At 34.3% G+C, this 23,244-nt stretch carries 25 protein-coding genes and 1 tRNA gene; 24 read left to right on the forward strand and 2 right to left on the reverse strand.

What is annotated here, in order from left to right; translation table 11 throughout:
- Positions 1–6 precede the first annotated feature (6 nt).
- The 6 genes from ACQY22_RS04050 to ACQY22_RS04075 all read left to right on the forward strand — a co-directional run bounded on the left by ACQY22_RS04050 (position 7) and on the right by ACQY22_RS04075 (position 7,417).
- Positions 7–1,818, forward strand: a complete 1,812-nt coding sequence (locus ACQY22_RS04050) for a hypothetical protein (protein WP_428325256.1) — start codon at positions 7–9, stop codon at positions 1,816–1,818.
- A 43-nt stretch (positions 1,819–1,861) separates the two neighbouring features.
- Positions 1,862–3,733 (forward strand): cupredoxin domain-containing protein, encoded by a 1,872-nt coding sequence (locus ACQY22_RS04055; RefSeq protein ID WP_428325257.1) that lies wholly within the window; start codon positions 1,862–1,864, stop codon positions 3,731–3,733.
- 150 nt (positions 3,734–3,883) lie between these two features.
- Positions 3,884–5,434 carry a peptidase gene (locus ACQY22_RS04060; protein WP_428325258.1) on the forward strand — a complete coding sequence of 517 codons (1,551 nt, stop codon included), beginning with the start codon at positions 3,884–3,886 and terminating at the stop codon, positions 5,432–5,434.
- Between the two features lie 40 nt (positions 5,435–5,474).
- Positions 5,475–6,233 carry a rhomboid family intramembrane serine protease gene (locus ACQY22_RS04065; RefSeq protein WP_428325259.1) on the forward strand — a complete coding sequence of 253 codons (759 nt, stop codon included), beginning with the start codon at positions 5,475–5,477 and terminating at the stop codon, positions 6,231–6,233.
- 33 nt (positions 6,234–6,266) lie between these two features.
- The gene (locus ACQY22_RS04070) at positions 6,267–6,443 is read left to right on the forward strand and encodes a tautomerase family protein (RefSeq protein WP_008300807.1); all 177 of its coding nucleotides are present in this window, start codon (positions 6,267–6,269) and stop codon (positions 6,441–6,443) included.
- Between the two features lie 167 nt (positions 6,444–6,610).
- Positions 6,611–7,417 (forward strand): carbon-nitrogen hydrolase family protein, encoded by an 807-nt coding sequence (locus ACQY22_RS04075; protein WP_428325260.1) that lies wholly within the window; start codon positions 6,611–6,613, stop codon positions 7,415–7,417.
- On the opposite strand, the gene ACQY22_RS04080 is transcribed toward ACQY22_RS04075, so the two are convergent.
- Complete coding sequence (locus tag ACQY22_RS04080) at positions 7,401–7,859, reverse strand: DNA topoisomerase (protein WP_428325261.1); 459 nt, start codon at positions 7,857–7,859, stop codon at positions 7,401–7,403. The two genes, ACQY22_RS04075 and ACQY22_RS04080, sit on opposite strands and share 17 nt — an antisense overlap.
- 47 nt (positions 7,860–7,906) lie before the next feature.
- Here ACQY22_RS04080 and ACQY22_RS04085 point away from each other — a divergent pair, with 47 nt between their 5' ends.
- From ACQY22_RS04085 to ACQY22_RS04145, 13 genes are all read left to right on the forward strand, one after another.
- The gene (locus ACQY22_RS04085; protein WP_428325262.1) at positions 7,907–9,070 is read left to right on the forward strand and encodes a thiolase domain-containing protein; all 1,164 of its coding nucleotides are present in this window, start codon (positions 7,907–7,909) and stop codon (positions 9,068–9,070) included.
- 1 nt (position 9,071) lies between these two features.
- Positions 9,072–9,437, forward strand: a complete 366-nt coding sequence (locus ACQY22_RS04090) for a Zn-ribbon domain-containing OB-fold protein (protein WP_428325263.1) — start codon at positions 9,072–9,074, stop codon at positions 9,435–9,437.
- Between the two features lie 70 nt (positions 9,438–9,507).
- Entirely contained in the window at positions 9,508–9,669 is a 162-nt protein-coding gene (locus ACQY22_RS04095) for a hypothetical protein (protein WP_428325264.1), read from the forward strand.
- A gap of 137 nt (positions 9,670–9,806) precedes the next feature.
- Positions 9,807–11,975: an anaerobic ribonucleoside-triphosphate reductase gene (nrdD, locus tag ACQY22_RS04100; RefSeq protein ID WP_428325265.1), complete on the forward strand. Its 2,169-nt coding sequence runs from the start codon at positions 9,807–9,809 to the stop codon at positions 11,973–11,975.
- Between the two features lie 204 nt (positions 11,976–12,179).
- Positions 12,180–14,831 (forward strand): adenosylcobalamin-dependent ribonucleoside-diphosphate reductase, encoded by a 2,652-nt coding sequence (locus ACQY22_RS04105; protein WP_428325266.1) that lies wholly within the window; start codon positions 12,180–12,182, stop codon positions 14,829–14,831.
- Between the two features lie 46 nt (positions 14,832–14,877).
- Complete coding sequence (locus tag ACQY22_RS04110; protein WP_428325267.1) at positions 14,878–16,002, forward strand: hypothetical protein; 1,125 nt, start codon at positions 14,878–14,880, stop codon at positions 16,000–16,002.
- Position 16,003: 1 nt separating this feature from the next.
- A complete protein-coding gene (locus ACQY22_RS04115; RefSeq protein WP_428325268.1) occupies positions 16,004–16,672 on the forward strand; it encodes a ribosome biogenesis protein in 669 nt (222 codons plus the stop codon).
- 22 nt (positions 16,673–16,694) lie between these two features.
- Positions 16,695–16,768 (forward strand) — tRNA-Gly (locus ACQY22_RS04120).
- Between the two features lie 88 nt (positions 16,769–16,856).
- Positions 16,857–17,123 (forward strand): ribonuclease P protein component 4, encoded by a 267-nt coding sequence (locus ACQY22_RS04125; RefSeq protein WP_428325518.1) that lies wholly within the window; start codon positions 16,857–16,859, stop codon positions 17,121–17,123.
- 31 nt (positions 17,124–17,154) lie between these two features.
- Entirely contained in the window at positions 17,155–17,607 is a 453-nt protein-coding gene (locus ACQY22_RS04130) for a 30S ribosomal protein S19e (protein ID WP_428325269.1), read from the forward strand.
- A gap of 7 nt (positions 17,608–17,614) precedes the next feature.
- Positions 17,615–17,896 (forward strand): DNA-binding protein, encoded by a 282-nt coding sequence (locus ACQY22_RS04135; RefSeq protein WP_148702624.1) that lies wholly within the window; start codon positions 17,615–17,617, stop codon positions 17,894–17,896.
- A gap of 42 nt (positions 17,897–17,938) precedes the next feature.
- Positions 17,939–19,015, forward strand: a complete 1,077-nt coding sequence (locus tag ACQY22_RS04140) for a zinc-binding dehydrogenase (RefSeq protein ID WP_428325270.1) — start codon at positions 17,939–17,941, stop codon at positions 19,013–19,015.
- A 7-nt stretch (positions 19,016–19,022) separates the two neighbouring features.
- Complete coding sequence (locus ACQY22_RS04145) at positions 19,023–19,877, forward strand: HpcH/HpaI aldolase/citrate lyase family protein (RefSeq protein ID WP_428325271.1); 855 nt, start codon at positions 19,023–19,025, stop codon at positions 19,875–19,877.
- Between the two features lies 1 nt (position 19,878).
- On the opposite strand, the gene ACQY22_RS04150 is transcribed toward ACQY22_RS04145, so the two are convergent.
- The gene (locus tag ACQY22_RS04150) at positions 19,879–20,487 is read right to left on the reverse strand and encodes a transcriptional regulator (RefSeq protein WP_428325272.1); all 609 of its coding nucleotides are present in this window, start codon (positions 20,485–20,487) and stop codon (positions 19,879–19,881) included.
- Positions 20,488–20,539: 52 nt separating this feature from the next.
- Here ACQY22_RS04150 and ACQY22_RS04155 point away from each other — a divergent pair, with 52 nt between their 5' ends.
- The 5 genes from ACQY22_RS04155 (at position 20,540) to ribB (ending at position 23,243) form a co-directional block, all read left to right on the forward strand.
- Positions 20,540–20,890 carry a response regulator gene (locus ACQY22_RS04155; RefSeq protein ID WP_428325273.1) on the forward strand — a complete coding sequence of 117 codons (351 nt, stop codon included), beginning with the start codon at positions 20,540–20,542 and terminating at the stop codon, positions 20,888–20,890.
- Positions 20,891–20,948: 58 nt separating this feature from the next.
- Positions 20,949–21,092: a hypothetical protein gene (locus ACQY22_RS04160; protein WP_187146538.1), complete on the forward strand. Its 144-nt coding sequence runs from the start codon at positions 20,949–20,951 to the stop codon at positions 21,090–21,092.
- Between the two features lie 63 nt (positions 21,093–21,155).
- Complete coding sequence (locus tag ACQY22_RS04165; RefSeq protein ID WP_428325274.1) at positions 21,156–21,881, forward strand: tetratricopeptide repeat protein; 726 nt, start codon at positions 21,156–21,158, stop codon at positions 21,879–21,881.
- Positions 21,882–21,914: 33 nt separating this feature from the next.
- Positions 21,915–22,499, forward strand: coding sequence for a riboflavin synthase (locus tag ACQY22_RS04170; RefSeq protein WP_428325276.1), 585 nt, complete (start codon positions 21,915–21,917; stop codon positions 22,497–22,499).
- 78 nt (positions 22,500–22,577) lie between these two features.
- Entirely contained in the window at positions 22,578–23,243 is a 666-nt protein-coding gene (ribB, locus tag ACQY22_RS04175) for a 3,4-dihydroxy-2-butanone-4-phosphate synthase (protein ID WP_428325277.1), read from the forward strand.
- Position 23,244: the final 1 nt, after the last annotated feature.

Here is a 23,244-nt window from a genome sequence, read left to right on the forward strand (position 1 = left end):
TTTCATATGGCAAAAAGTATAGGCATAATGGCAATTTTTGCATTTATGGTAATTTTAACATCCACAATTACAATATCCCCCGTCTTAGCTGATACTGGTTTTACAAATGTACAAAAATCTGCAGGAATTATTATGAAATTCTGTGCAAACGAAACTTTCAAACTACAAGATTGTAATGAAAGATATGAAGGAATTGGCTGGACTGATAGAGTAAATGTTTTGATTTATGCTCCAGGATGGAATGAAGATGATGATAAAATTGAACAAATTGGTACTACAACAAATCCAATAGATGTCTACACTGATGCTAACCGTGTAAATGGTGTTGAGTTTACAGAGACTGGTCCTGATACTGGTGTATTCATGGGAGTTGTAAAATTGACAGGTGCAATGCGTTATACTGTTCATGATACCTTCCTTACTACTGTTAAAACACCTGGAATGACTATGGATCCAGACATGCTGAATATTTCAGCCCATGATAGAGCTGTAATGATTGCAACATCTACACAAGATGGTCGATTAACAGTTGATTGGGAGTATAATGAAGATCGACATGTTTACAAAACTGGATATTATACTTGGCAAGTAGGACAAGCTGAATTCCACAAAGACACCTATGATGTAAATGAAAAAGTCACATTTTTCATTCGAGATACTGACTTGTGGAAACATCACAGAGAATTTTTCACAAATTATGTTAAAGTATATTCAGATTCAGATAAGGCAGGAATCTTTGTTGGCGTTCAATTTGTAAAAGATATGGACCATGCAAAGGTTCAGAATGCAGTATATGATCGTCACTTGAGCGAACCAGCTGCAAGCTCATTGACAAAATACACTCCTGATGGAGAATGGAAAACATATCTCTGGACTGAACCAGGTGGTGTTATTGGTGTTGATCAAGATTATGACTTTAACTTAATGGTACATGATGGCTTTACTGATGTCCATGAGATGGGATTATCATATGATATGGACATTTACCTAAACGGTGAATTAGTTGAATCAAGAAATGATAGATATTCTGTAGATGGACAAGGTATAGAGCCAATTCACTTTGATGAGAGAGGCTCTGCTAAAATTGTAGTATCTAACATCTTTGATCAACCTGGTCAGGAAGTAAATTTCTCGTTCCAAGTTGCACCTGAAGCAATTTTAGAAGAAGTTGTACCTAGACATGGTTCCTTTGAAGTAGGAAGTACTCCTAATTACTTTGTAGGATATGAACATCCTCACTATATCAATTACCTTCCAGGAGAGTTCTATATGACTACTGAAGACTCTTCTCAAGAACAAAATCAATTGAGAGTTACAAATGGTGATACAATTTACATTGAATATAATGATATTACATTACCACGACCATATACTAGTGCTGATACTATGGAAATAGTCGCAAGAGCATTAGTTCTTGATACTGGTGTTCACATGGTTTCTGATGATTCAGAAATATTTGTTGAAACGCCAAGACCTACAGTAACCCCAGTTTCAACTGACATTGATATGTCAAAACCTACAATAACTTCTGTTTCAACTGACATTGCTATTCCAGATTGGGTAAAGAAAAATGCAATGTGGTGGTCTGATGGACAAATCAATGATCCAGACTTTGCAAAAGGTATTGAGTATTTAGTTCAAGAAAATATTATTAGTGTATCTGCTGCAGAAGAAATTGTTGATGAAGACGCAAACATAACATCAATTCCAATGTGGGTACGAAACAATGCAATGTGGTGGTCTGAAGGTCATCTTACTGACGTGGAATTTGCAAATGGAATCAAATTCTTGATGGCATCTGGATTAATCAAAGTCTGAAAATTTTTGTTAACTTAAAATAATTTACAATATTTTGATTGACATGAATCAAAAATTATTTCTTGGGGTTTTCTCTCTATTTTTGATTTTTGGATCTACACAAATAGCACATGGTGGAGGTTCTGGTAGTGAGGAAAGTGATATTCTTTTTATCAATCAAAATTACTTCAAAGTACAATTAGAAACAAACCCTTCAATTTTAGAAGGAAATGAAGAACATGTTACTTTTGATATTACTACAATTAATGATGATACTGGACAAGTAGTTTTAGGTGCTGAACATAAAGTTGAGATCTTTGATGGACAAGGAAACCTGATTGTAGAATTTGATGTATATTCTCCTGATGAAAAAATTCGGACGTTAATCATACCTAGTTCTGACGTGAATTTTTCAGGTGAAACTGCAGAAAATGGTGCCTGGCTAGCCTCAAATGATTTTCCGTTATCCATTGAAGCTCCTGTATTTTTGGGAGGGGGACTAGTTGATGTTCAAATGACTTTATTATCAATTGAAAATGAATCTGTATCTGGAACTGAAACACCATTTCAAATTTTGTTTACCATGGGAGAATTCATCCCATTTTCTATTGACATTGATGATGTACCTCATGATTTGATGTTTGCAACTTATTTTGATAAAATAGAAAACTTTCACTATGATCAAAGAGACAAAAAACTTACTGCTCAAATGCCATTTGATTGGAATGAAGACTTTATCGAATCAATCCCATTTGTTCATGCTGAATATTATATTCCAAAGACAGTAGATATTTTTGAAAACCATGAAATTCTATTAACTGTAAATGATATTTCTTATTTTGGAACAATAGATCGTTCTGGTGATGAAGAAATTGTGATTCATTTTTTACTTTCATCTAAAAAATTGTTGAAAATGATTGATGAAAATCCTCCTGAATTAAATGATAAAATGATCTTTGGCATTCAATCAGGCAAACTAAGAGATGTTCAAAAAAGTGACGCTTCATTAGAGAATGGTGATAAAGTAATACAATTATCTTCTGAAGAAGACTGGAAATTTCATTTATCCCTATCGCCTAAAGGAAAAATCAATCCTGGTAATGATGTTACATTGCATATAGAATTCCATGATCCTATTTCGAATGTAATTATTCAACAAAATGTCTATGATCTAGATGTATTTCTTAATGGTAAAATTATAGAATCAAAACAAGGATTGGAAGCACCTGATGGAACTGATTCTGTCAAAGTGAACTTTGAACAAACTGGTGCTGTACTTGTAAGAATTTCCAATGTAAACAACTTTGATACTTCAGGAGAATTTTCATTCAAAGTTACTGAACCAAAAGAAGAATTGATTGGTGATCACTTTGTAGATATTGGTATTGGAACATCATTACCTGGATGTGAGAATGATGATTCTTGCTATCTCCCCTCTAGTCTGAATATTGAGCCTAATCAAGTTGTATTATGGGATAATGATGATAGTTCTGCTCATACAGTCACATCTGGAACTCCTGATGAAGGTTCTTCTGGTATATTTGATAGTGGGGTTATGGGTGCTGGTGAAAAATTCTCTTTCAAATTTGAAGAAAATGGAATATATGATTATTATTGTACCCTTCATCCTTGGATGATTGGATCAATAACTGTTGGAGATACAAAACCTGCTGTCCCTGAATGGATCAAAAACAATGCAGAATGGTGGGCAGAAGGTGCAATTGATGATGATGCCTTTGTACAAGGAATTCAATTTTTAATCAAAGAAAACGTTCTACGAATACCTGCTACATCTTCAGGTGAGGGTTCAGGTTCTAATGAAATTCCAGAATGGATAAAGAACAATGCAGGTTGGTGGGCAGAAGGTGCAATTGATGATGATGCCTTTGTACAAGGAATTCAATTCTTAATAACAAATGGAATTTTGCAAATATAGTATATCCTACGAATGTACCAATTTTGTTTTAATCTATTTTGTATTAGTTAATTTCACAGACCATAGTTGGTGAGAAACTAGGAGGAGTCATCTTGGTTGCCTGTTTCTCATCTTTTATTTTTTATAACAGATTTTCCTAATGAAACAATCTTGAAAATTTCTAGAACTACATTATTTTTATTATTGATATTTTCATTTAGTTTTTCATCAGCATTTGGACATGGATTAGGTGGTGAAGTATTACCTCCTGTTAAAATTGAAAATAAAGATGCAGTGCTTTCAATTTCAATATCTCCATCAGTATATGACCCTAAAGAATATAAAAAATACATTTCACTTCGATTGTTTGATGCAAATACTGATGCAATAATTGAACATGTTACATTTGAGTTTGAGTTAAAAAAAGATGGAAAACAAATTTTCAAAGAAATATTTCATGATGAGTTAGGTGATCTTTCAATTAAAGTAATTACTAATGATTCTAAAAACATCATTATTGAAGGAGGAATTGAGCCTGTTTTAGGTGGCTGGATGAAAAATGACTCTTCTCTAGTTATGAGAGGTCCTATTTTTACATCTGGTGGTTTGTATGAATATAGTGTAAAAATTCTCTCTATTGATTCAGATTCAAATATTTTATCTGATGAAATAAAATTACAAGGCGCAATTAGTCTAGCTGAAACAAAATCATTTCAAATAACGGATTCACAAAATAATGAACAAACTATTCAAGTAATTTCATATTTTGATAAACTTGATTCATTTAGTTTTGATTCCAACAAAGCAACAATTTCTATGCCTTTTGATTGGAATCAAGATTTAGAACAATTAAGTGTAGTTCATCAAGAACTTAGAGTTCCAAATACCTTTGGAGATTTTCTTTTTACAACCTACCAAGCAGTTGTTAATGATGTATCATTACCTGATGATGCTGTAAATATTGATGACTATTCATTTGAAGATAGAACTATTCATATTGTTCTAAATCAGGAATTGTTAAAACAAATTCGTCATGATGCCTCAAAACATTCTGATGATATGATGATTTTTGAACTTCAACCAAGTGATAAAATAAAATTTCCTCTAGAATTTACAACTCCTGATTTAAGATACAAAGTATTCTTGTCATGGGAACCTGAAGTTATCAAATCTGGAGAAGAGATTACATTCTTTCTTAGCTTAGAAGAAATCTTTTCAGATAAAACAAAGAAACTAGTAGAGTACGATCTATCAATAATTCAAAATGATTATGAAATATTTTCAAAACATCTTGTTGGAAATGTAAATTCTGAAACACCAAATTCACATAAAATACAATTTAGTCGTGATCAGACAGGAACCGCAAATTTTGTCTTATCAAATGTTGATGGGAATTCTTTATCCAAAGGTAATTTTATTTTAGTAATTGAGCCTGGAAACCAAGAAATTGATGTTATTCCATCATGGATTAAACAAAATGCATCATGGTGGGCAGAAGGTGCAATCGATGATGACTCTTTCATTCAAGGAATTCAATTTCTAATCAAAGAAGGAATCTTACAAATCCCTTCAACTACACAAGGAACTATCTCTTCTAATGAAATTCCATCATGGATTAAACAAAATGCATCATGGTGGGCAGAAGGTGCAATCGATGATGACTCTTTCATTCAAGGAATTCAATTTCTAATCAAAGAAGGAATCTTACAAATCCAAAATTGAAAAATCTTATTATACAAATTTCATTCAAACTAAACAACTAATGTTACCATTAAGAGATGAAAATCCACATCCTCCAGGATTTAAACCAAAAATTACAATTGGATTAATCATACTAAATGTTGCAATATTTTTCTATGAAGTAATTATCACTGGTCAATTTTGGGAATTTTCTAATCAAAGAGCTGCATTCATGTTTTTTGAATGGGGTGCTGTTCCTAGCTGTATCACTGGTTTCTCATCAATGATTCAACCAGGAATTTCTTGTCCAGACACTCCATACTTTTCATTATTTAGTTCGATGTTCATGCATGGTGGTTTGATGCATTTGGGCGGCAACATGTTGTTTTTGTGGATATTTGGTGATAACATTGAGCTAAAGTTTGGCAAAGTAAAATTTCTTTTAATTTATCTTGCATGGGGAGTTGGTGCAGGTCTAGCTCATATAGTAATTGATCCAACAAGTTCAATTCCTGCAGTTGGTGCATCCGGAGCAATCTCTGGTGTACTTGGTGCATACTTGGCAATGTTCCCAAGAGTTCGAATCACTACTTTTCTTATGTTAGGATTCTTCTGGAGAATGATGCATATTCAAGCAAGGTGGTTTTTGCCATTTTGGCTAGTCTTTCAGAATTTGTTGCCATTTTTCATAGGTGGTTTTGGTGTTGCCGGTGGCGGTGTTGCATATATGGCTCACATTGGAGGATTTGCAATTGGATTTGCAACAGGATATCTCTACAAGAAAACACACAGTTCTGAATACACATATGGTACACGATACGGATACCGCCCAGACTATTGAAAGCATAAATTCCTGATTCTAGTTTGAGTTTTCATGCCATTGATTACGGTGTCAATGTATCCTGGAAGAACTCAGGAACAAAAAGACGAATACGCAAAAGCAATCACAAAATCAGCAGTTGAGATTCTAAAAACAAAAGAAAATCATGTTATTGTTGTTTTTGAAGACAATCCAAAAGAAAATTGGTTTTTGGCAGGAAACCAACTTTAATTATTTTTTAAAAAAATTGACTGGATGATTCCTGCCAGTCGCAGGTTGACATACACACTATGGTCGGTATGATTCTATTAGAACAACTTTGCATAAGAAGAAAATGGTACATTTTGCGATTGTACCATTGGTTTATCCTTTTATTGTCATTTGATTATTGTCCTATCATGAAAGCTGCAGTTATCCAATTCAAAGCATCAACAAACAAAGAAACTAATCTAAAGAAAATTATTTCATACATCGAAAAGGCAGCTTCTAAAGATGCAACACTATGTGCATTTCCAGAATTTATGATGTTTTATACAAATTCAACTCAAACACCAAAACAACTTGCTATTCTATCTGAAACCATTAATGGACACTTTGTAAAAACTATTGCAAAGACTGCAAAAGAAAATCATATTCAAGTTGTAGGTTCATTTTATGAGAAGAGTAGAAAAAAAGACAGAGTCTATGACACTTCGTTTGTAATTGACAAATCTGGTAAAATTATTTCTACATATAGAAAAATTCACCTCTATGACGCATTAGGTTTTAAAGAATCAGACAAGATGGCATCAGGCTCAAAGATTGCAAAGCCTGTAAAAACTACCATTGGTAAGGTTGGAATGATGATTTGTTATGATTTACGTTTTCCTGAAATGTCTCGCTCACTTGCAGCAGCTGGTTCTGAAGTATTGATTGCACCCTCAGCATGGGTGAAAGGTAACATGAAAGAAGAACATTGGCTGACAATTAACAAGACACGTGCAATTGAAAACGGATGTTATGTGATTGCACCTGATCAAGTTGGTAACATCTACTGTGGACGAAGTCTAGTTGTAGATCCCTATGGAAAAATTTTGCTTGACATGAAAAAGAAACAAGGAATTGGATATACTAACATTGATTTGAAAAAAGTCAAACAAACACGCAAAGTTTTACCATTATTAAAGAACAGAAGAACAGATGTCTATCCTACTTTGAAGGCTTGATTCTGCTTTTACAATTGAAATTTGAACACTGTTTAGTCCATTTTTGTTTTCGTGAGTAACGGAAAATTATCATTGGCCATTTACAAACATCACAAGGACTCTTTGTTGCTCTAAGTTTTGCTTTTTGTAGTAAAGGTGATGATGCTTTGCATCCTCCATAAAAGTTAGAACACCCCATGAATCGTTTTCTAGTTGTTCTTGAGCGAATTACCATCAACTCTCCAACTTTGCACTGAGGACATGAAACCAACCCATTTTTTGGAGAGTTTGTTCCAAGAATCATGTATTTTTTGTCTTTTGATGACCACGAAAGATACCCGTTCCCATCCAAATACTGAATTATCTCTTTTTTGAAAACGTTAGTTTTTGACTTTGTAGTTTTTACTGAATGTCTAACTACAGTCTTTTTGATCTGTACAGTCTGAAGTTTCTTTGATGGCATGTTCTACATTGAATTTACTAAAACGATTTTTATAGGGACTTGGGTCAGTGACATTTGTGGAAAAGGTTTGTGTTCTTGGCGCAGGAAGCACCAAGTATGGAAAATTAGCAGATAGTATTGCTGATATTACTACTCAGGCATCAGTTGCAGCCATAGAGAGTGCTGGTATTTCTCCTAAAGAGATCAAAGCATCATACATCTCAAACGTATTTGGAGTTGCAGACAAACAGGTACACATTGGCCCTGTCTTGATGAGTAGACTAGGAATCCCCGATAAACCATCATTAACAATAGAGTCTGCATGTGGAAGTGGTTCTGTATCCTTTAGAGAGGCATATGCCAATGTTGCAGCCGGATTTTATGATTGTCTTTTAGTTACTGGTGTTGAAAAAGTAACTCATACTGGAACTGAATGGACAACAACTTACTTTGCATATTGTTCAGACTTTTTTTATGAAGGTCAAGCAGGTGCATCATTTCCAGGATTGTTTGCATCAATGGCAAGAGCTTACATGACAGAGTTTAACACAACTGAAGAAGACTTTGCAAGAGTTGCAGTAAAGAATCACGATAATGGTGTACTAAATCCAAAAGCTCACATGCAGAAAAAAATTACTGTTGATGATGTATTGAATTCTGCAGTAGTTGCAAGTCCACTAAAACTATTTGATTGTTGTCCATTTTCAGATGGAGCAAGTTCTGTAATTCTATGTTCTGAAAAGTTTGCAAAAGAACATGGTGGTGATTATGTTGAATGTATTGGTTCAGGTCGTGGTGGTTCTCCTGCTGCATTGCAAGGACGTGATCACATGACAACAATCCCAAGTACAAAACTTGCAGCAGCTGATGCATATAAGATGGCAGGTATTACTGCAAAAGATGTAGACTTTGCAGAAGTACATGACTGTTTTACAATTGCCGAAGTTGTTGACACTGAAGATTTGGGTTTCTTTGAAAAAGGAAAAGGTGTTGAAGCTGTACGTGAAGGTAGAACCGCATTAAATTCTGATATCTCAATTAATCCATCAGGTGGTCTTAAATCAAAAGGACATCCAATTGGGGCTACTGGTGTTGGACAAGTAGTTGAAGTATATGATCAATTAACTGGACACGCTGGTGAAAGAACCGTTAAAGATGCAAAGATTGGGTTGACTCATAACTTTGGTGCAACTGGCGCAAGTTGTGCTGTTCATGTTTTCCAGAGTGTATAAAATGTCAATTGAAGAACAAGTAATTGAAAACGCCAAAAATGGTAAACTTCTAACTCACAAATGTACTGATTGTGGATTCCTTCATCTTTCTACGGCCTACTTTTGCCGAAAATGTGGTAGTAAGGGATTTGAAGATGTGCTTTTGGATGGTGTTGGAGAAGTTGCTACATATACCATAATTACTGTGCCTCCTGCGGGCTTTGAAAAATACACCCCATACGCTTTTGTCGTGCTCAAATTGGATAATTCAGATTTGAGAATTTCAGGATTTATGGGTGGAATTGCTACTCCTGCTGATCTTCCAGTTGGAACCCCGGCAAAAATCACAGGTTTTGATGAACGAGGAATCGTCATCGAAAAGCAGTAAAAATATTTGTTTGAATTATTAAAAAAAATCAGAATCGATTTTTAATTATTTTGTGATACTGATCATTTTCATGTCAGTAGAAGTAACATGTGGAAAATGTGGTGAAAAGATTACAAACATGAAGATGTTAAAATCTCTAAAAGATGTAATGAATTCTTATGGTGGAAAATGTCCGTCATGTGGACAAAAACTCTCTACATCCGAGTTTTCATTAGATGTTCAAGAAAAATAATCTATCATATTTGATCTTTTTTTACAATTTTTAAAAATTTGATCTAAAATCTTTCTATGCATTTAGAAAAATGATCAAATTTGATCCAAAATCATACTGTCATAAGTCTTAATTAGTGCGTTTTTTTAGAAAAGTACATGAAAATGAGTGATGAAGAATTAGAAATGGATCTAGATGGTGATCTAGATGCAGACATGGATGATGATCTAGATGCAGATTTAGATGATGATTCAGATTCATCAAAACGCGGCGGAATTTTACAATCTACATCAAAACGTGTCAGAATGATCTTTTCTGTAATGGCAAGTCCTAACAGAATTGATATTTTGAGAATTCTAAATTCAAAAGGTCCTCTGACTTATTCAGAATTAAAATCCCTAGCTGGATTCAAATCAAAAAAAGAGAGTGGAAAATTTGCGTATCACTTGAGAAAATTACTTAGACAATCACTTGTTGCATTAAACAAATCTGAAAGACGTTACACAATTACAAATCTTGGAAAACTAGTTTTAAGCTTAGCAAGACAAATTGAAGAAAGATCAATTATTGAAAGCGGAAAGATGTATGTTAGAACATCACATGAATCAATTGAGGAATTTAATTCTCATAAAATCATTCAATCTTTGGTGCGTGAGGGAAGTCTCCCACTTGAATTAGCACAAAAAATTACTGAAGAAGTTGAAAATAGAATTTACAAGTATCAAACTACCTATCTTACAGGCTCGCTTATTCGAGAAATGGTAAATTCTGTATTACTTGAGCACGGTCATGAGGAATACCGCAACAAGCTTGCACGCCTAGGCTTACCTGTATTTGATGTTCAAGAGATGATTACTAATCTCGATAATGTAGATAATGGAGCAGAAGGTCTCTTGTTTAAAACAGGCCAAAGAGTTTTTGCTGAACATCTTCTTACAAACATCTTACCAAAAGATGTAGCTGACTCTCATCTTTCTGGTGACTTACACATTGCAAATCCTGGAATTTGGTCAATGATACCTGATACAATATTTGTTAACGTTAAAGAGTTAATTGAAGATGGAATTGATCTTGGTGGAAAGTATCTTGATGTTTCAAGAATACCTGCATCAAAACAACTCGATGAAATTACAAGTGCATTATCTGTTGTAATTTCACTTCTTTCAAAAGAAGCTTCAAACGAAATTGTACTTGATGGCTTAGTTTCATTGTTCTCAAAACATTCAAAATCACTTCCAGAACTAGAACAAAAATTAACTGCAGCATTTGCAACTGCATCTACAACTTCTAAATACAATAAATCAAGTACTAACGTTTCAATTAGATTACAATTAGGTTCTGATACAAAGATAATTAATTCAATTATCAATGCATACAAAAATTATACAAAACTAACACCAATTCCAAAAATTGGTCTAATCATAGATAATGAAAAAGGAAAGATCACAGATGTTTCAGCAGCTGCATCAGAAATAATTTCACTTGGTGGAAAAGTAATGTTTGCTAAAGGGCAAACATCAAGTCATGGTGTTACCAATGGATCAACTAAAAACTCTGGACCACTTTCAATTATGCTTGAATCAGTATCGATCAACCTTCCAAGATTAGCATTTGAATCAAACAAAGATGAAACTTACTTTAGAGCAAGACTAGCATTACTTATGAAACCATCATTGTCTTCAATGGCATTGAGAAAGAAAGACATTTCAGATTTGACCAGACGTGGGTTGAATCCAATCTTGGCCAAAAATACACAATACATGCAAAAAAGCAATGTTTCTCTTGTAGTTAATTTGGTGGGACTCAAAGAGGCAGTCTTTAACATTCTTGGATTCCAGGACAATAAAGAAGGACGTGAGATCCTTCACAAGGTAATTGAGACTGCAGTCGACGTTGGAGCCAAAAAAGGCAAAGAATTAGGTGATTCTGTGGCTATTTGCATGACTGAGACTGAGAGTTCTACGCGCTTTGCAACCCTTGATGGTGAGAAATATGGCAAGAATTCCTCCCTAAACGCTATGGAAGGAGATTCATACTCTGAAGGAATTACTCTTGATGCCTCTGAAGTCACTGATTATACTACTAAGAGTGAGCCGATTTCTGAATGTAACAAACTTGCAAAATTGCTAAACGGAGGCTTGTTTGTAACGCTAAAAATTGCTAAAGATGCAAAGCCTGCAGAAATCAAAAAGGCGATTGAGAAAACAGCAGACCTTACAACCTCATTCAAACCAGTTCAAGATATTGCAATTTGTGGTGAGTGTGGTTTCAAAGACGAACCATTTGAAGACAAATGTCCAAAGTGTAAGTCTCCATATGTTGTCTGAAATTCATAATTGAAAAACTAGTTACGATCATTTTTGAAAATTTTTTGATCTGTTTCAGACCTATGCGATCATCGTCTATTGCAGAAGTTATGCCATTATGAAGTTCATAGTAGCGTTGTCAATTTTATTGAACCGAACTTTTAGACAAAAACTGACAAATCATTTATACCCGCATTGATCATAACCCTCTACGGGGAGATTATAATGGATAATTCACAAATAGAAAATACGATCAATGAGATCCGTAAGCGCAGTGGCGCAGTAACGGCTTTCAATAAAGATAAAATTTCAAATGCCATTTTCAGGGCATTGGCTGCCACCTCTAAAGCCGACCGTGGCCTAGCCGATCAACTAGCAGAAAACGTAGTTGACAAATTAGTAGAGCAAGGATTTACTAGCTCTAGAACTCCTACAGTTGAAGATATTCAGGATATTGTAGAGTCTACTTTGATTGATAGCGGTAATAGCGATATTGCAAAAGCATACATCGTCTATCGTCATGAGCGAAGAAAACTCAGAGACGAAAAAATGAAGGTCTTGAATCTAAAAGCACTTGATCCAGTTTCAAAAAAGTTTGACTTGAATTGTCTTAGAGTCTTGGCATCAAGATATCTTTTCAGAAATGGAAAAAATGAGATTATTGAATCTCCAACTCAGATGTTTGAGAGAGTCGCAATCCTTGTTGGTATTGGTGATCTTATGTATGATTCACAAGTCTTTGACGTATCTGGAAACTCAAAACAAGATGTAGAAGAAGCAAAATCTTATCTTGAAAAACTAGATGCCTTTGATTATAAATTCAAAGTTGGAGACTATTTCTTCAACAAATGGCATTTCAGATCCATGATCAATCACTATGTGACTCTTGCAAACAAGAATCAAATGAAAGTAAGCTTCAAAGAACTTTTGACACTGCTTGCAGCAAAGAAACTAGACAACTATTCTGATAAAATCACAGAATACTTTGATCTGATGGTTTCACAAGACTTTTTGCCAAACTCTCCAACAATGATGAATGCAGGTGGTAGACTAGGTCAACTCTCTGCATGCTTTGTACTTGGAATGAATGATGGCATGGAAGAAATCATGAAATCAACTTCTGACGCAGCATTAATCTTCAAATCCGGTGGTGGAGTTGGAATCAACTATTCTGATCTTCGTGAAGAAGGTGATATTGTAGCATCAACATCAGGTGTTGCATCAGGTCCAGTATCTTTCATGAACATCATTAACACTGTAACTGAAGTTGTTAAACAAGGAGGAAAGAGACGTGGTGCAAACATGGGTATTATTGAAGCATGGCATCCAGATGTTGAAAAATTCATTACAAACAAAACAGAACCTGGTGTTTTAGAAAACTTTAACGTCAGTGTTGGTGTTTGGGAAGACTTTTGGCATGCACTAGTAAACACAAGTGATGGTAACTATGTTTTACGTAGTCCCCGTGACAAAAAACCAGTTAAAGAAATTAACGCACATCAACTAATTGACTTGATTGCATTGTCTGCATGGAAGAGTGCAGAGCCTGGTTTGATCTTCTTTGATCAAATTAACAAATACAATGTATTTGCAAAAGCAAGACAAGCACCATTACGTGCAACAAACCCATGTGGTGAACAAAGTCTTTACCCATACGAATCATGCAATCTTGGTTCTATCAATTTAGTAAATCTCGTAAAGAGACAAGCAGATGGAACCTATGAATTTGATTGGCAAAGATATGAAGAGACAATTAGAAAGACTACAAGATTCCTTGATAACATTATTGATGTTAATCACTACCCAGTTCCAGAGATCAATACAGCATCAAAAGAATCTCGAAGAATTGGGCTAGGTGTGATGGGAGTAGCAGATCTCTTGTACAAACTAAGAATCCCATACAACTCTAAAGAGGGATATGAACTACAATCCAAACTTTCTGAAGCCTTAACATACTATTCTATGGAAGAAAGTGTGGCCCTTGCAAAGTCTCGCGGTGAATTCCCACTATGTTCCAAGACCGAGTATCCTGAAGGAAAGATTCCAGTTGCAGGCTATTATGAAAAGCCAAAAGAATCTCACTCCTATGAATGGGATGCATTAATTGAGAAAATAAAACAATATGGAATAAGAAACGTCCTAACAACAACAGTAGCTCCAACAGGTACACTGTCAATGATTGCAGACTGTTCAAACGGAATGGAACCTGCATTTGCATTGGTATTTGAGAAGAGAGTTACTGTAGGAAGATTCTTCTACACAAACAAGATTGTTGAACAAGTCCTAAAAGAAAATAATCTATACACCGATGAAATCCTTGCAAAGATTGCAGACAACTATGGCTCATTGAAAGGAATTGATGAAATTCCTCAATGGATGCAAGATGTCTTTGTAACTGCAATGGATATTCACTGGTCTGATCATTTGATGGCCCAAGGTGTATGGCAAGACTGGATTGGAAATGCAATTGCAAAAACAATCAACATGCCATATGATGTAACTGCAGAAGATGTAAAATCTGCATACCTACTAGCACATGAAATTGGTCTCAAAGGTATTACAGTATATCGTGATGGCTCTAGACACAAACAAGTGCTTCACATGACAAGTGAAAATGCAGAAAAAACATTTGATGTTACCCCAAGTGAACATGTAACAAGCTATGTTACAACACAAATTACAAACCCATACATCAAATCACAAGTTAATGCAGCACTTGCATTGAAAGTACATGACGAGGAAATCAAAGCTGAACCAATACAACAAGAAGAGGTTTCAGAAGATCGTCTATGTCCAACATGTAAGAACAACCTTGTATTTGTAGAAGGTTGCAGTATCTGCATTGAATGTGGATTTAGTGGTTGTACTTCTGGATAGATATCAGAATCACAACTTTTTTACTTTCTTTTCTTTTTGAGTTCGTATGGACAAGAAGATTCTAGGTGTGGGTATAGGCGTGGCCGTAGTCATAGCAATTGCAGCTGGGGTTCTTAGCATTTCTAATGACTCAAGTCCTGAAGTTATACCTGTAAAGACTAATGAGAAAATTGGATTGGTGATAAATTCTCCAAGTCAATCTGTCACCTTGCAAGAACTAGATGAAATCTATTCTACTGCATCTGAATCTGGAATTGGAAGAAGCAATGTCTATCTATTTTGGAATTTAATTGAACCAGAACGTGGTGAATTCAATTGGCAATATTCTGATGCACTGATGAGCTTTAACAAAAAAAATGATCTCAAAGTTACACTTTACTTTTCAATAATTAACGGAGAAACACTAGGACCATTTCCTGATTGGATTGGAAAACCACCGCTTCAATCACTTGGAGAAGATAGAGTAGTTAATGTCCTTGATGCAATTTTGTCACGATATGATATTGTTGATACTGTGATTCTTGCAGGAGAGACAGAGTCACAATTTCGATACTATGAACAAAACATTCCTGTCTACAAAGAACTTTTCACTGGAATCTATGATGGAATTAAAGAAAAACATCCTGATGTAAAAATTGGAAATGCATTTGCATTACACCAAGTTTTGAATAAGAACTTGAGATATATTGTAACTGATTTGGATGTTGGTGATTTTGTTGCATTCTCTTATTCTCCTGTAGATACTGTTGGTGATATGGTCAAAACCCCACAACAAGCACAAGAGGAATTACAAGAAATTATTGATTTGGCAGGTGACAAAAAATCTGCAATTTTTGAGATTAGCTGGAGCACCTCTGATTTTGTTGGAGGAAGTGAAGACTCTCAGATTGAATTTTTAGAAAAATCATTTGAATTTTATGCAGAAAACGAATCAGAATTAGAGTTTTTCACCTGGTATAGGCAAAATGACAAGCCTGAGGGAACCTGTGCATTTGAAGTACAGGGTATTGGAGAAGACAAACTCACCGTAGGTGGTTCAGGTTTTGGTAGTAGTGAGCATGTAATTGAGAGACTAAATCATTATGTCTGCAATGCCGGATTGTTTGATGAGAACGGCAATCCCAAACCAAGTTGGGATGAATTTAAGAATCAAATTCAAATGTTAAACTAAAATGATTTCCATAGTTTTAGCTGAATCAGCATTAGAGCTTGTTCCATCTGATTTGAAACATCATCAATCAGTAGTTTCACATGCAAGAAAACTAGGAAAACTTTCATCTGAAATTCTATTAGACAACTCATGGCACTTTGCAGCAATGAAAGGAATCAATAATGAATTAAAGAGAGGTAGACCTGATCTTGTACACTTTTCAATACTTGAAGCTACTACAATCCCAATTTATCTAAAAAACAAAATCAAACTCTATGTTCATACAATTGATGATAAAGTGATCTATTTTGGTCAAAATGTTCATGTACCAAAATCTTATCATAGATTTGCAGGATTAATTGAAAAATTGTACAAAGAAAAAAGGATAACCGCAAATGATGAGGTACTACTTGAAATAAAAAACAAAACATTCTCAAAACTAATTGATGAAATAAACCCATCAAAAATAATTGGATTTTCTACCAAAGGCACTCAAAATTCGTATGAAAAAATTGCAAGTACGATCATTGATGATTATTGCCTTGTGTTTGGAGGATTCCAAAAAGGACATTTTTCAGATTCTATTGAAAAACAATTCACTCAAATGTATTCTGTTAACAATGAATCCTTTGAAGGTCATACTGTAGTTGCCAGAATGCTCTATGAGTACGAAAAAACCATTTTTATGTAGGCATCAAAATTTGCATTTTGTTGCAGTCATAGTATAGCCTGGTTAGTATTCGGGGTTTCCAACCCTGTGACGCGGGTTCGAATCCCGCTGACTGCATTTCTTTGATTCCAATAAGAAGTAATTTTTAGGTGTGACTTTAGACATTATTGTGAAACCCGCAGTAAGAAAACTTGCAATGGAGAGAATGCAAATTCTAATACAAAATGCAATTAGTAATGCAAAAACAGACCCAGAACTTTCTCAACGTCAAGCTAGTCTTGCTAGGAGAATTAGCACTCGACACAAAATTCGAATGCCCTACGAACTTAGGATGGTCTTTTGCAAAAATTGCAAATCTTTCATTGCACCTGGAGTAAATTCTAGAATTCGTTTGGGCAGGGCATCTGTCAAGTCGATCAGAATATCTTGCTACTTGTGTGGGCACACATACCGCAAAATAATATCTCAATGATTTATAAGACGATTCTCGATTTTTTGTCTTCATGGCAAAGGTATACGATGTACCAGCAGATGTATTGATAGGTAAACTATCTGATACTCTAAAAAATGAAGATATTCCAGCTCCTTCTTGGATACCATTTGTAAAAACTGGAGCTCATGCAGACAAACCCCCACAAAACCGTGATTGGTGGCATACTAGATGTGCTTCAATTATGAGAAAAATTTACCTTCATGGCCCAATTGGAATTAACGAATTAAGAAAAGATTATGGTGGAGGTAAACCATCTGGTTATGGTGCAGCTCATCACAAAGACGCTGGTGGCGCAATTATTAGAAATGCAATCCATGGATTAGAAAAATTAGGTTACTTGGAGAAAGTTGAGAAGAAAGGACGTATAGTTTCTAAACAAGGTATGCAAAAACTTGACAGATTATCAACAGAAATTCTAAAAGAAATGATTGTTGAAAATCCTCAATTGAAAGTTTACACTTAGATTCAAAATGAGTTTTCCTGAATCAAACGATCAACCTCAAGACAATACAAATCATGAATTAGCTGCACAAAAAGAACAGATTCTAAAACAGATTCTAGTACCTGAAGCAAGAATGAGATTAAACAATATCAAAATGGTAAAGCCAGAATTGGCCGATTTAGTTGAACAATATCTTATTGGAATGGCAACTCAGGGAAAAATTCCTGGCCAAATTTCAGACGATCAACTAAAGCAAATCTTGCTTTCAACCCAACAACCAAAACGTGATTTCAAGTTCAATCGTGTCTGATCCCAGATAAAATATAATTATGGGTAACCAGCCTGTTATTCCATGAAAGCAGTCGTATACAATGAATATGCACCAGATGATAATTACGCTAAGATCCTTAAAGTCCAGGATATAGACGAACCAAAACCAAAACCAGATGAGGTAATTTTTACCAATAAAGCATCTGCCCTAAATTATAACGATATTTGGGGAATGAGAGGAGTTCCAGTAGCAGTTCCTCTTCCACACGTTTCAGGTTCTGATGTAGCTGGAGATGTTATCGCCGTAGGCGAAGATGTACAAAATTTCAAAGTAGGTGACAGAGTTGTTTCTCATTCAAATCTTGCATGCAGAGTTTGTAAAGCATGTACTGATGGAAGAGAATTTGATTGTACCCGAAGACAAGTTTGGGGTTTCCAAACTGGACCACTATGGGGTGCATACTCTGAACAAATTCACTTACCAGAAGTCAATGTTTCAAAAATTCCTGATAGTGTCTCGTATGAAGATGCCGCAGCAGCTTCTATGACTCTTCTAACTTCATGGCACATGTTAGTTGGTAGAGCAAACATTACTCCAGGACAAACCGTACTTGTAATGGGTGGTGGTTCTGGTGTTGGAAGCTTTGCAATTCAAATTGCAAAATTATACAACTGTGATGTAATTGCAACTGCAAGTCCAGACAAATTAGATAAATGTCTAGAACTTGGTGCAGATCATGCAGTAGACCACAGAAAAGACGATTGGCAAAAAGAAGTCTTTAAAATTTCAAAAGAAATTGCAAAAACAAAAGGTGAAGCACCTGGAATTGATATTGCATTTGATCACATTGGTCAAACTCACTTCAACAAGCAACTAACCTTACTCAAATATGGTGCATCACTTGTTTCATGTGGTGCCACAACAGGTTATGACGCACAAATAGATCTTAGACACATATTCTTCAAAGGAATTAATGTCTTAGGTTCAACACAAGGAACTAAAGCCGAACTAGACCAAGGTCTTTACTGGATGGGTCAAGGAAAACTAAAATCAATTGTTGATTCTGTCTATACATTTGAGCAAGCAGCAGAGGCTCACACAAAAATGTTAGACGGTAAGTTCTTTGGCAAAATCTTAATGAAGCCTGAAGGCGCTTAGTCATTTAATGACTCAGCTCTTCAGAAGTCTCATTTTTGTTCCTGGAAATAATCCTAGATTTCTAGAGAAAGCAAAAAAGCTTCAGGCTGACATTGTTTGTTTTGATTTAGAGGACTCTGTTCCCGACAATGAAAAAACGAATGCAAGAAATCTAATCAAATCTGCACTCAAATCTCGAAAATCATACGAATCTTCAATTTTTGTTCGTACAAACTCTCCGTTATCTGGTAAAATTCCTGCTGATCTTAAAGAAATCGTTCAAAAAGGAATCGATGGAATTGTTATTCCCAAAGTGAACAATACTAAAGAACTTAAAAAAATTGAAAAAATTATTTCAGGACTGGAAAAAACACGAAAACTCAAACCAATACAACTAATTCCTTCAATAGAATCTGCAGAAGGTGTTGTTAATACATACCAAATTGCATCTGGCAGTAAAAGAGTAGTTGCTGTAGTATTTGGTGTGTTTGATCTTCTAAATGATCTTGGTGTAGAACATACCAAAGATGCTGAAGGTGCAAAATATTCTAGAAGAAAAATACCTGTAGATGCACGAGCTGCAGGTGTATCTGCAATAGATGCTATTTGGCAAGATCTCAAAGATTCAAAGGGGTTGGAAAAAGATTGTAGAGTTGGCAAAAGTTTAGGCTATTCAGGAAAAAGCATTATTCATCCAGATCATATTTCTGTGACTCATAAATTATTTCATCCAAACAAAAGTGAAATTAAATGGGCTGAAAAAGTTTGCAAAATCTATCTTGAATCGACAAAGAAAGGAAAAGGCGCTACTACTGTTGAAGGAAAAATGATTGATGAAGTTCACTTTAAACAGGCAAAAGCGTTACTTGAACTTGTAAAGTAGGTTACAGATTTTTAAGAATAGATTTCATTGTTGTACTCTTTTCAAATGTTTTTTTAGGCACAATTCCACTGACTGTCAGTTTTTCCTTTTTTGCATCTATTAAAATCTCTTGAAACACACATTGAATTTTTGATATTTTTTTACTTTCACTAAGTACTTTTCCTGTTTCTATGAAAAATCCATTGATTAAAAGATTCTCTATCTTTCTGTATCCTGAAGTTTTAGGTATTCCTGATTCTCTTAGAATTTCTGGTATGGTATGTTCACTTTTTAGAATATATGTAATCATTTTTCTAGTTTCATCATCTCCAAACATATCTAAAATCACGTGAATTAGTTTTGAATCAAGTATGGTTAGGTGATAATTTTCTTTTACTTTTTTTACTTGAATAATTTCTTTTAGACACTCATCTTCAAAACTATTGATGTCTAGTTCTAAATTTTTTTTAATAATTTTTAGTAATGTTTGGAAATGTTCAGTAGCAAGTTTGATTGACATTCCATGATCCAAAAATAATTCTCGTTCAATTTTTTTTAGTGTATCTGCATCAATTTTTTTCTTAATTTTATTAGGTATTGATATTGAAATTAATTTGTCTAATCCCGGCATATATGGTATTTAGAGATCTAAAATATAAAGAACACATTTGTTTTATTAATTTATGAGCAAATCTGTTATTATTATTGATGATGATGAAGACACTGTTAGACTATTTTCTGAATTTCTGGAAGAAAAAGGAATCAATATTGTAGGAAATGGATTTGATGGTGTTACTGCTGTGAAACTATATAAAAAATTGAAACCTGATGTTACTCTTATTGATATTAACATGCCTAATGGTTCAGGATTTTATGCAATCAAGAAAATTCAAGGGATAGAACCTAAAGCACGAATAATTGCAGTAACCGCTGATACTAGTACAGTAACTGAAGAAAAACTACAAAAACTGAATGTATCTATAGTTCAAAAACCCTTCAATATTGAAAATGTTATTTCGAGCATAAACACCTAATTCCCAGTTTTGGGACTCCTCACATAATCTTATATTATAAACATCATACTTTTCACACATGGCAAAAAGAGTTACCATTATGATTGATGATGATATTGATAAGAAACTTCGCCTGCGCCAAGCAAAATTAATACAGCAAGAACAATCTTCCTACAGCTATTCTAAAGTATTAAACGAAACCATTCGCAAAGTCCTAAAATAACCAATCATTCTTCTTTATCTCAGAATAGATTAAAGATAATGAGATTCTATCTAATTATTGGAAATGGTTAATCTACTAGATCCTAGCAATGTCATAACTAGAATGTTCAATGCAGGAAAATATGAGGAAATGTATAATTATTGCAAGGGGCTACTTGAAAAAATCCCAAATGACATGGTTGCACTCCAAAACATCTGCCTGTCTCTAATTTATCTGAAAAAATATCAAGAAGCCATATCTTATTGCGATAAGGTTCTTGAAATAAAAGAATCAGATACGTATGCATTAAAAAATAAAATTTATGCATTAGAAAGTTTGGGTGAGTATGAACAAGTTCTAAAATTATGTAAAGGAATTCTTTCTTCTAATCCCAATGATTCATGGGTACTCAACAGTATGGGCCTATCGTTAAATGAATTAAATCAACACAAAGAGGCACTTGAATACTATGAAAAAGCACTTGCAATAGACTCTACCGATGTTACAGCCTTGATGAACAAGGCTATATCTCATAGCCATTTGGGAGATTATGAAATCGCAATTGAATTTTATGACAAGGCCCAAATGGTAGATTCTAGCCTCAAAGAAATACCTCTTGCTAAATCTAAATTATTTGAAAAACTAGGTAATGGTGATAATGCATTTTTGGCAGCTCAAGGAATTCTAAACAAAGATATGGAAAAAATTAAGATTGCAGCAAAAGAAAACAAATGCTCTCTTTTTCATCAAGTTTGTGAAAACGAATTTAAAGAATTAGATTCAAAAAAATCTAAAATGAAAATTAACTAAATGATTTTATACGTCAATTAGTAGGTGATCTTGATGTTTACCGGAATTGTTGAAGGAATAGGTAAAGTAGAAAAAATTTCTAAAAATACAAAAAATCGAAGTGCAGTACAGATGACTGTAAATCTGGGAAAACATGCAAAAGGATTAAAAATTGGGCAAAGTGTTGCTCTAAATGGTGTTTGTCTTACTGCAACAAAACTATCAAAATCTAGTTGTATATTTGAGATGATTGAAGAAACAACAAAGAAAACTGATCTTGGAAATCTTGAGGTTGGTGGAGTAGTAAACATTGAACGAAGTTTAAAGGCTGGAGATAGATTAGAAGGTCATTTTGTTTTAGGTCATGTCGATGGTGTAGGAATAATTAAAAAAATTCTAAAAAAACCCAAGGAAGTTCAAGTTTGGTTTGAAGTACCTAAAAAATTATCAAAATATGTAGTCAAAAAGGGTTCTATTGCCGTAGATGGAATTAGTTTGACAGTAACTGACATCAAAAAAAATCTTGCATCTATTTCATTAATTCCTCATACAATTGAAGTTACAAATTTTCAAACAAAAAAAGTAGGCGACAAAGTTAATATTGAAACTGACATTCTTGGAAAATACATTCTAAAATAAACCTGATAATCTACCACTTTATTGGTAATTACCAATTTTTAAGTAAACTTTATAATCAGTTTGAGGATTTTTTTGTTTATGTCTCTTGAAACTGCACTACAATCTCTAAAAAGAGGGGAATTTGTCCTCTTGTTTGACTCTGCTGGACGAGAAAATGAAATTGATATGATGGTTGCAGCAGAATTTGTTACTCCTGAACATGTTGCACGAATGCGTCAACATGCTGGTGGATTACTTTGTATTGCAATTGACAATCAATTTGCCAATTCACTTGAACTAAAATACATGCATGAAATTTTAGCAGACTCTTCAATCTCTAATAAGGAAATGATCATGGGGTTAGCTCCTTATGGTGATCACCCAACATTTTCATTATCTGTAAATCATTATCAAACTTATACTGGAATTACTGATAATGATAGATCATTAACAATACGAGAAATGGCAAATATTTACAATGTTGAAAATAAACAAAAAAAGTTTGCATCATCTTTTAAAACTCCAGGACATGTTCCTTTACTTATTGCATCAAAAGGTTTGCTAGCAGCGCGTCAAGGCCATACAGAGATGTCTGTTTATCTTTCACAAATTGCAGGTTTAACTCCTGTAACTGCAATATGTGAAATGATGGATGCTGAAACATATACTGCATTATCTGTTGATAAAGCAGAAAAGTTTGCAAAACAAAATGGAATTCCATTAATTGATGGAAAAGAACTACTAGAATACGCTAAGGTGCATTAAT

The organism is Candidatus Nitrosopumilus sp., assembly GCF_965263415.1.
GTDB lineage: Archaea > Thermoproteota > Nitrososphaeria > Nitrososphaerales > Nitrosopumilaceae > Nitrosopumilus.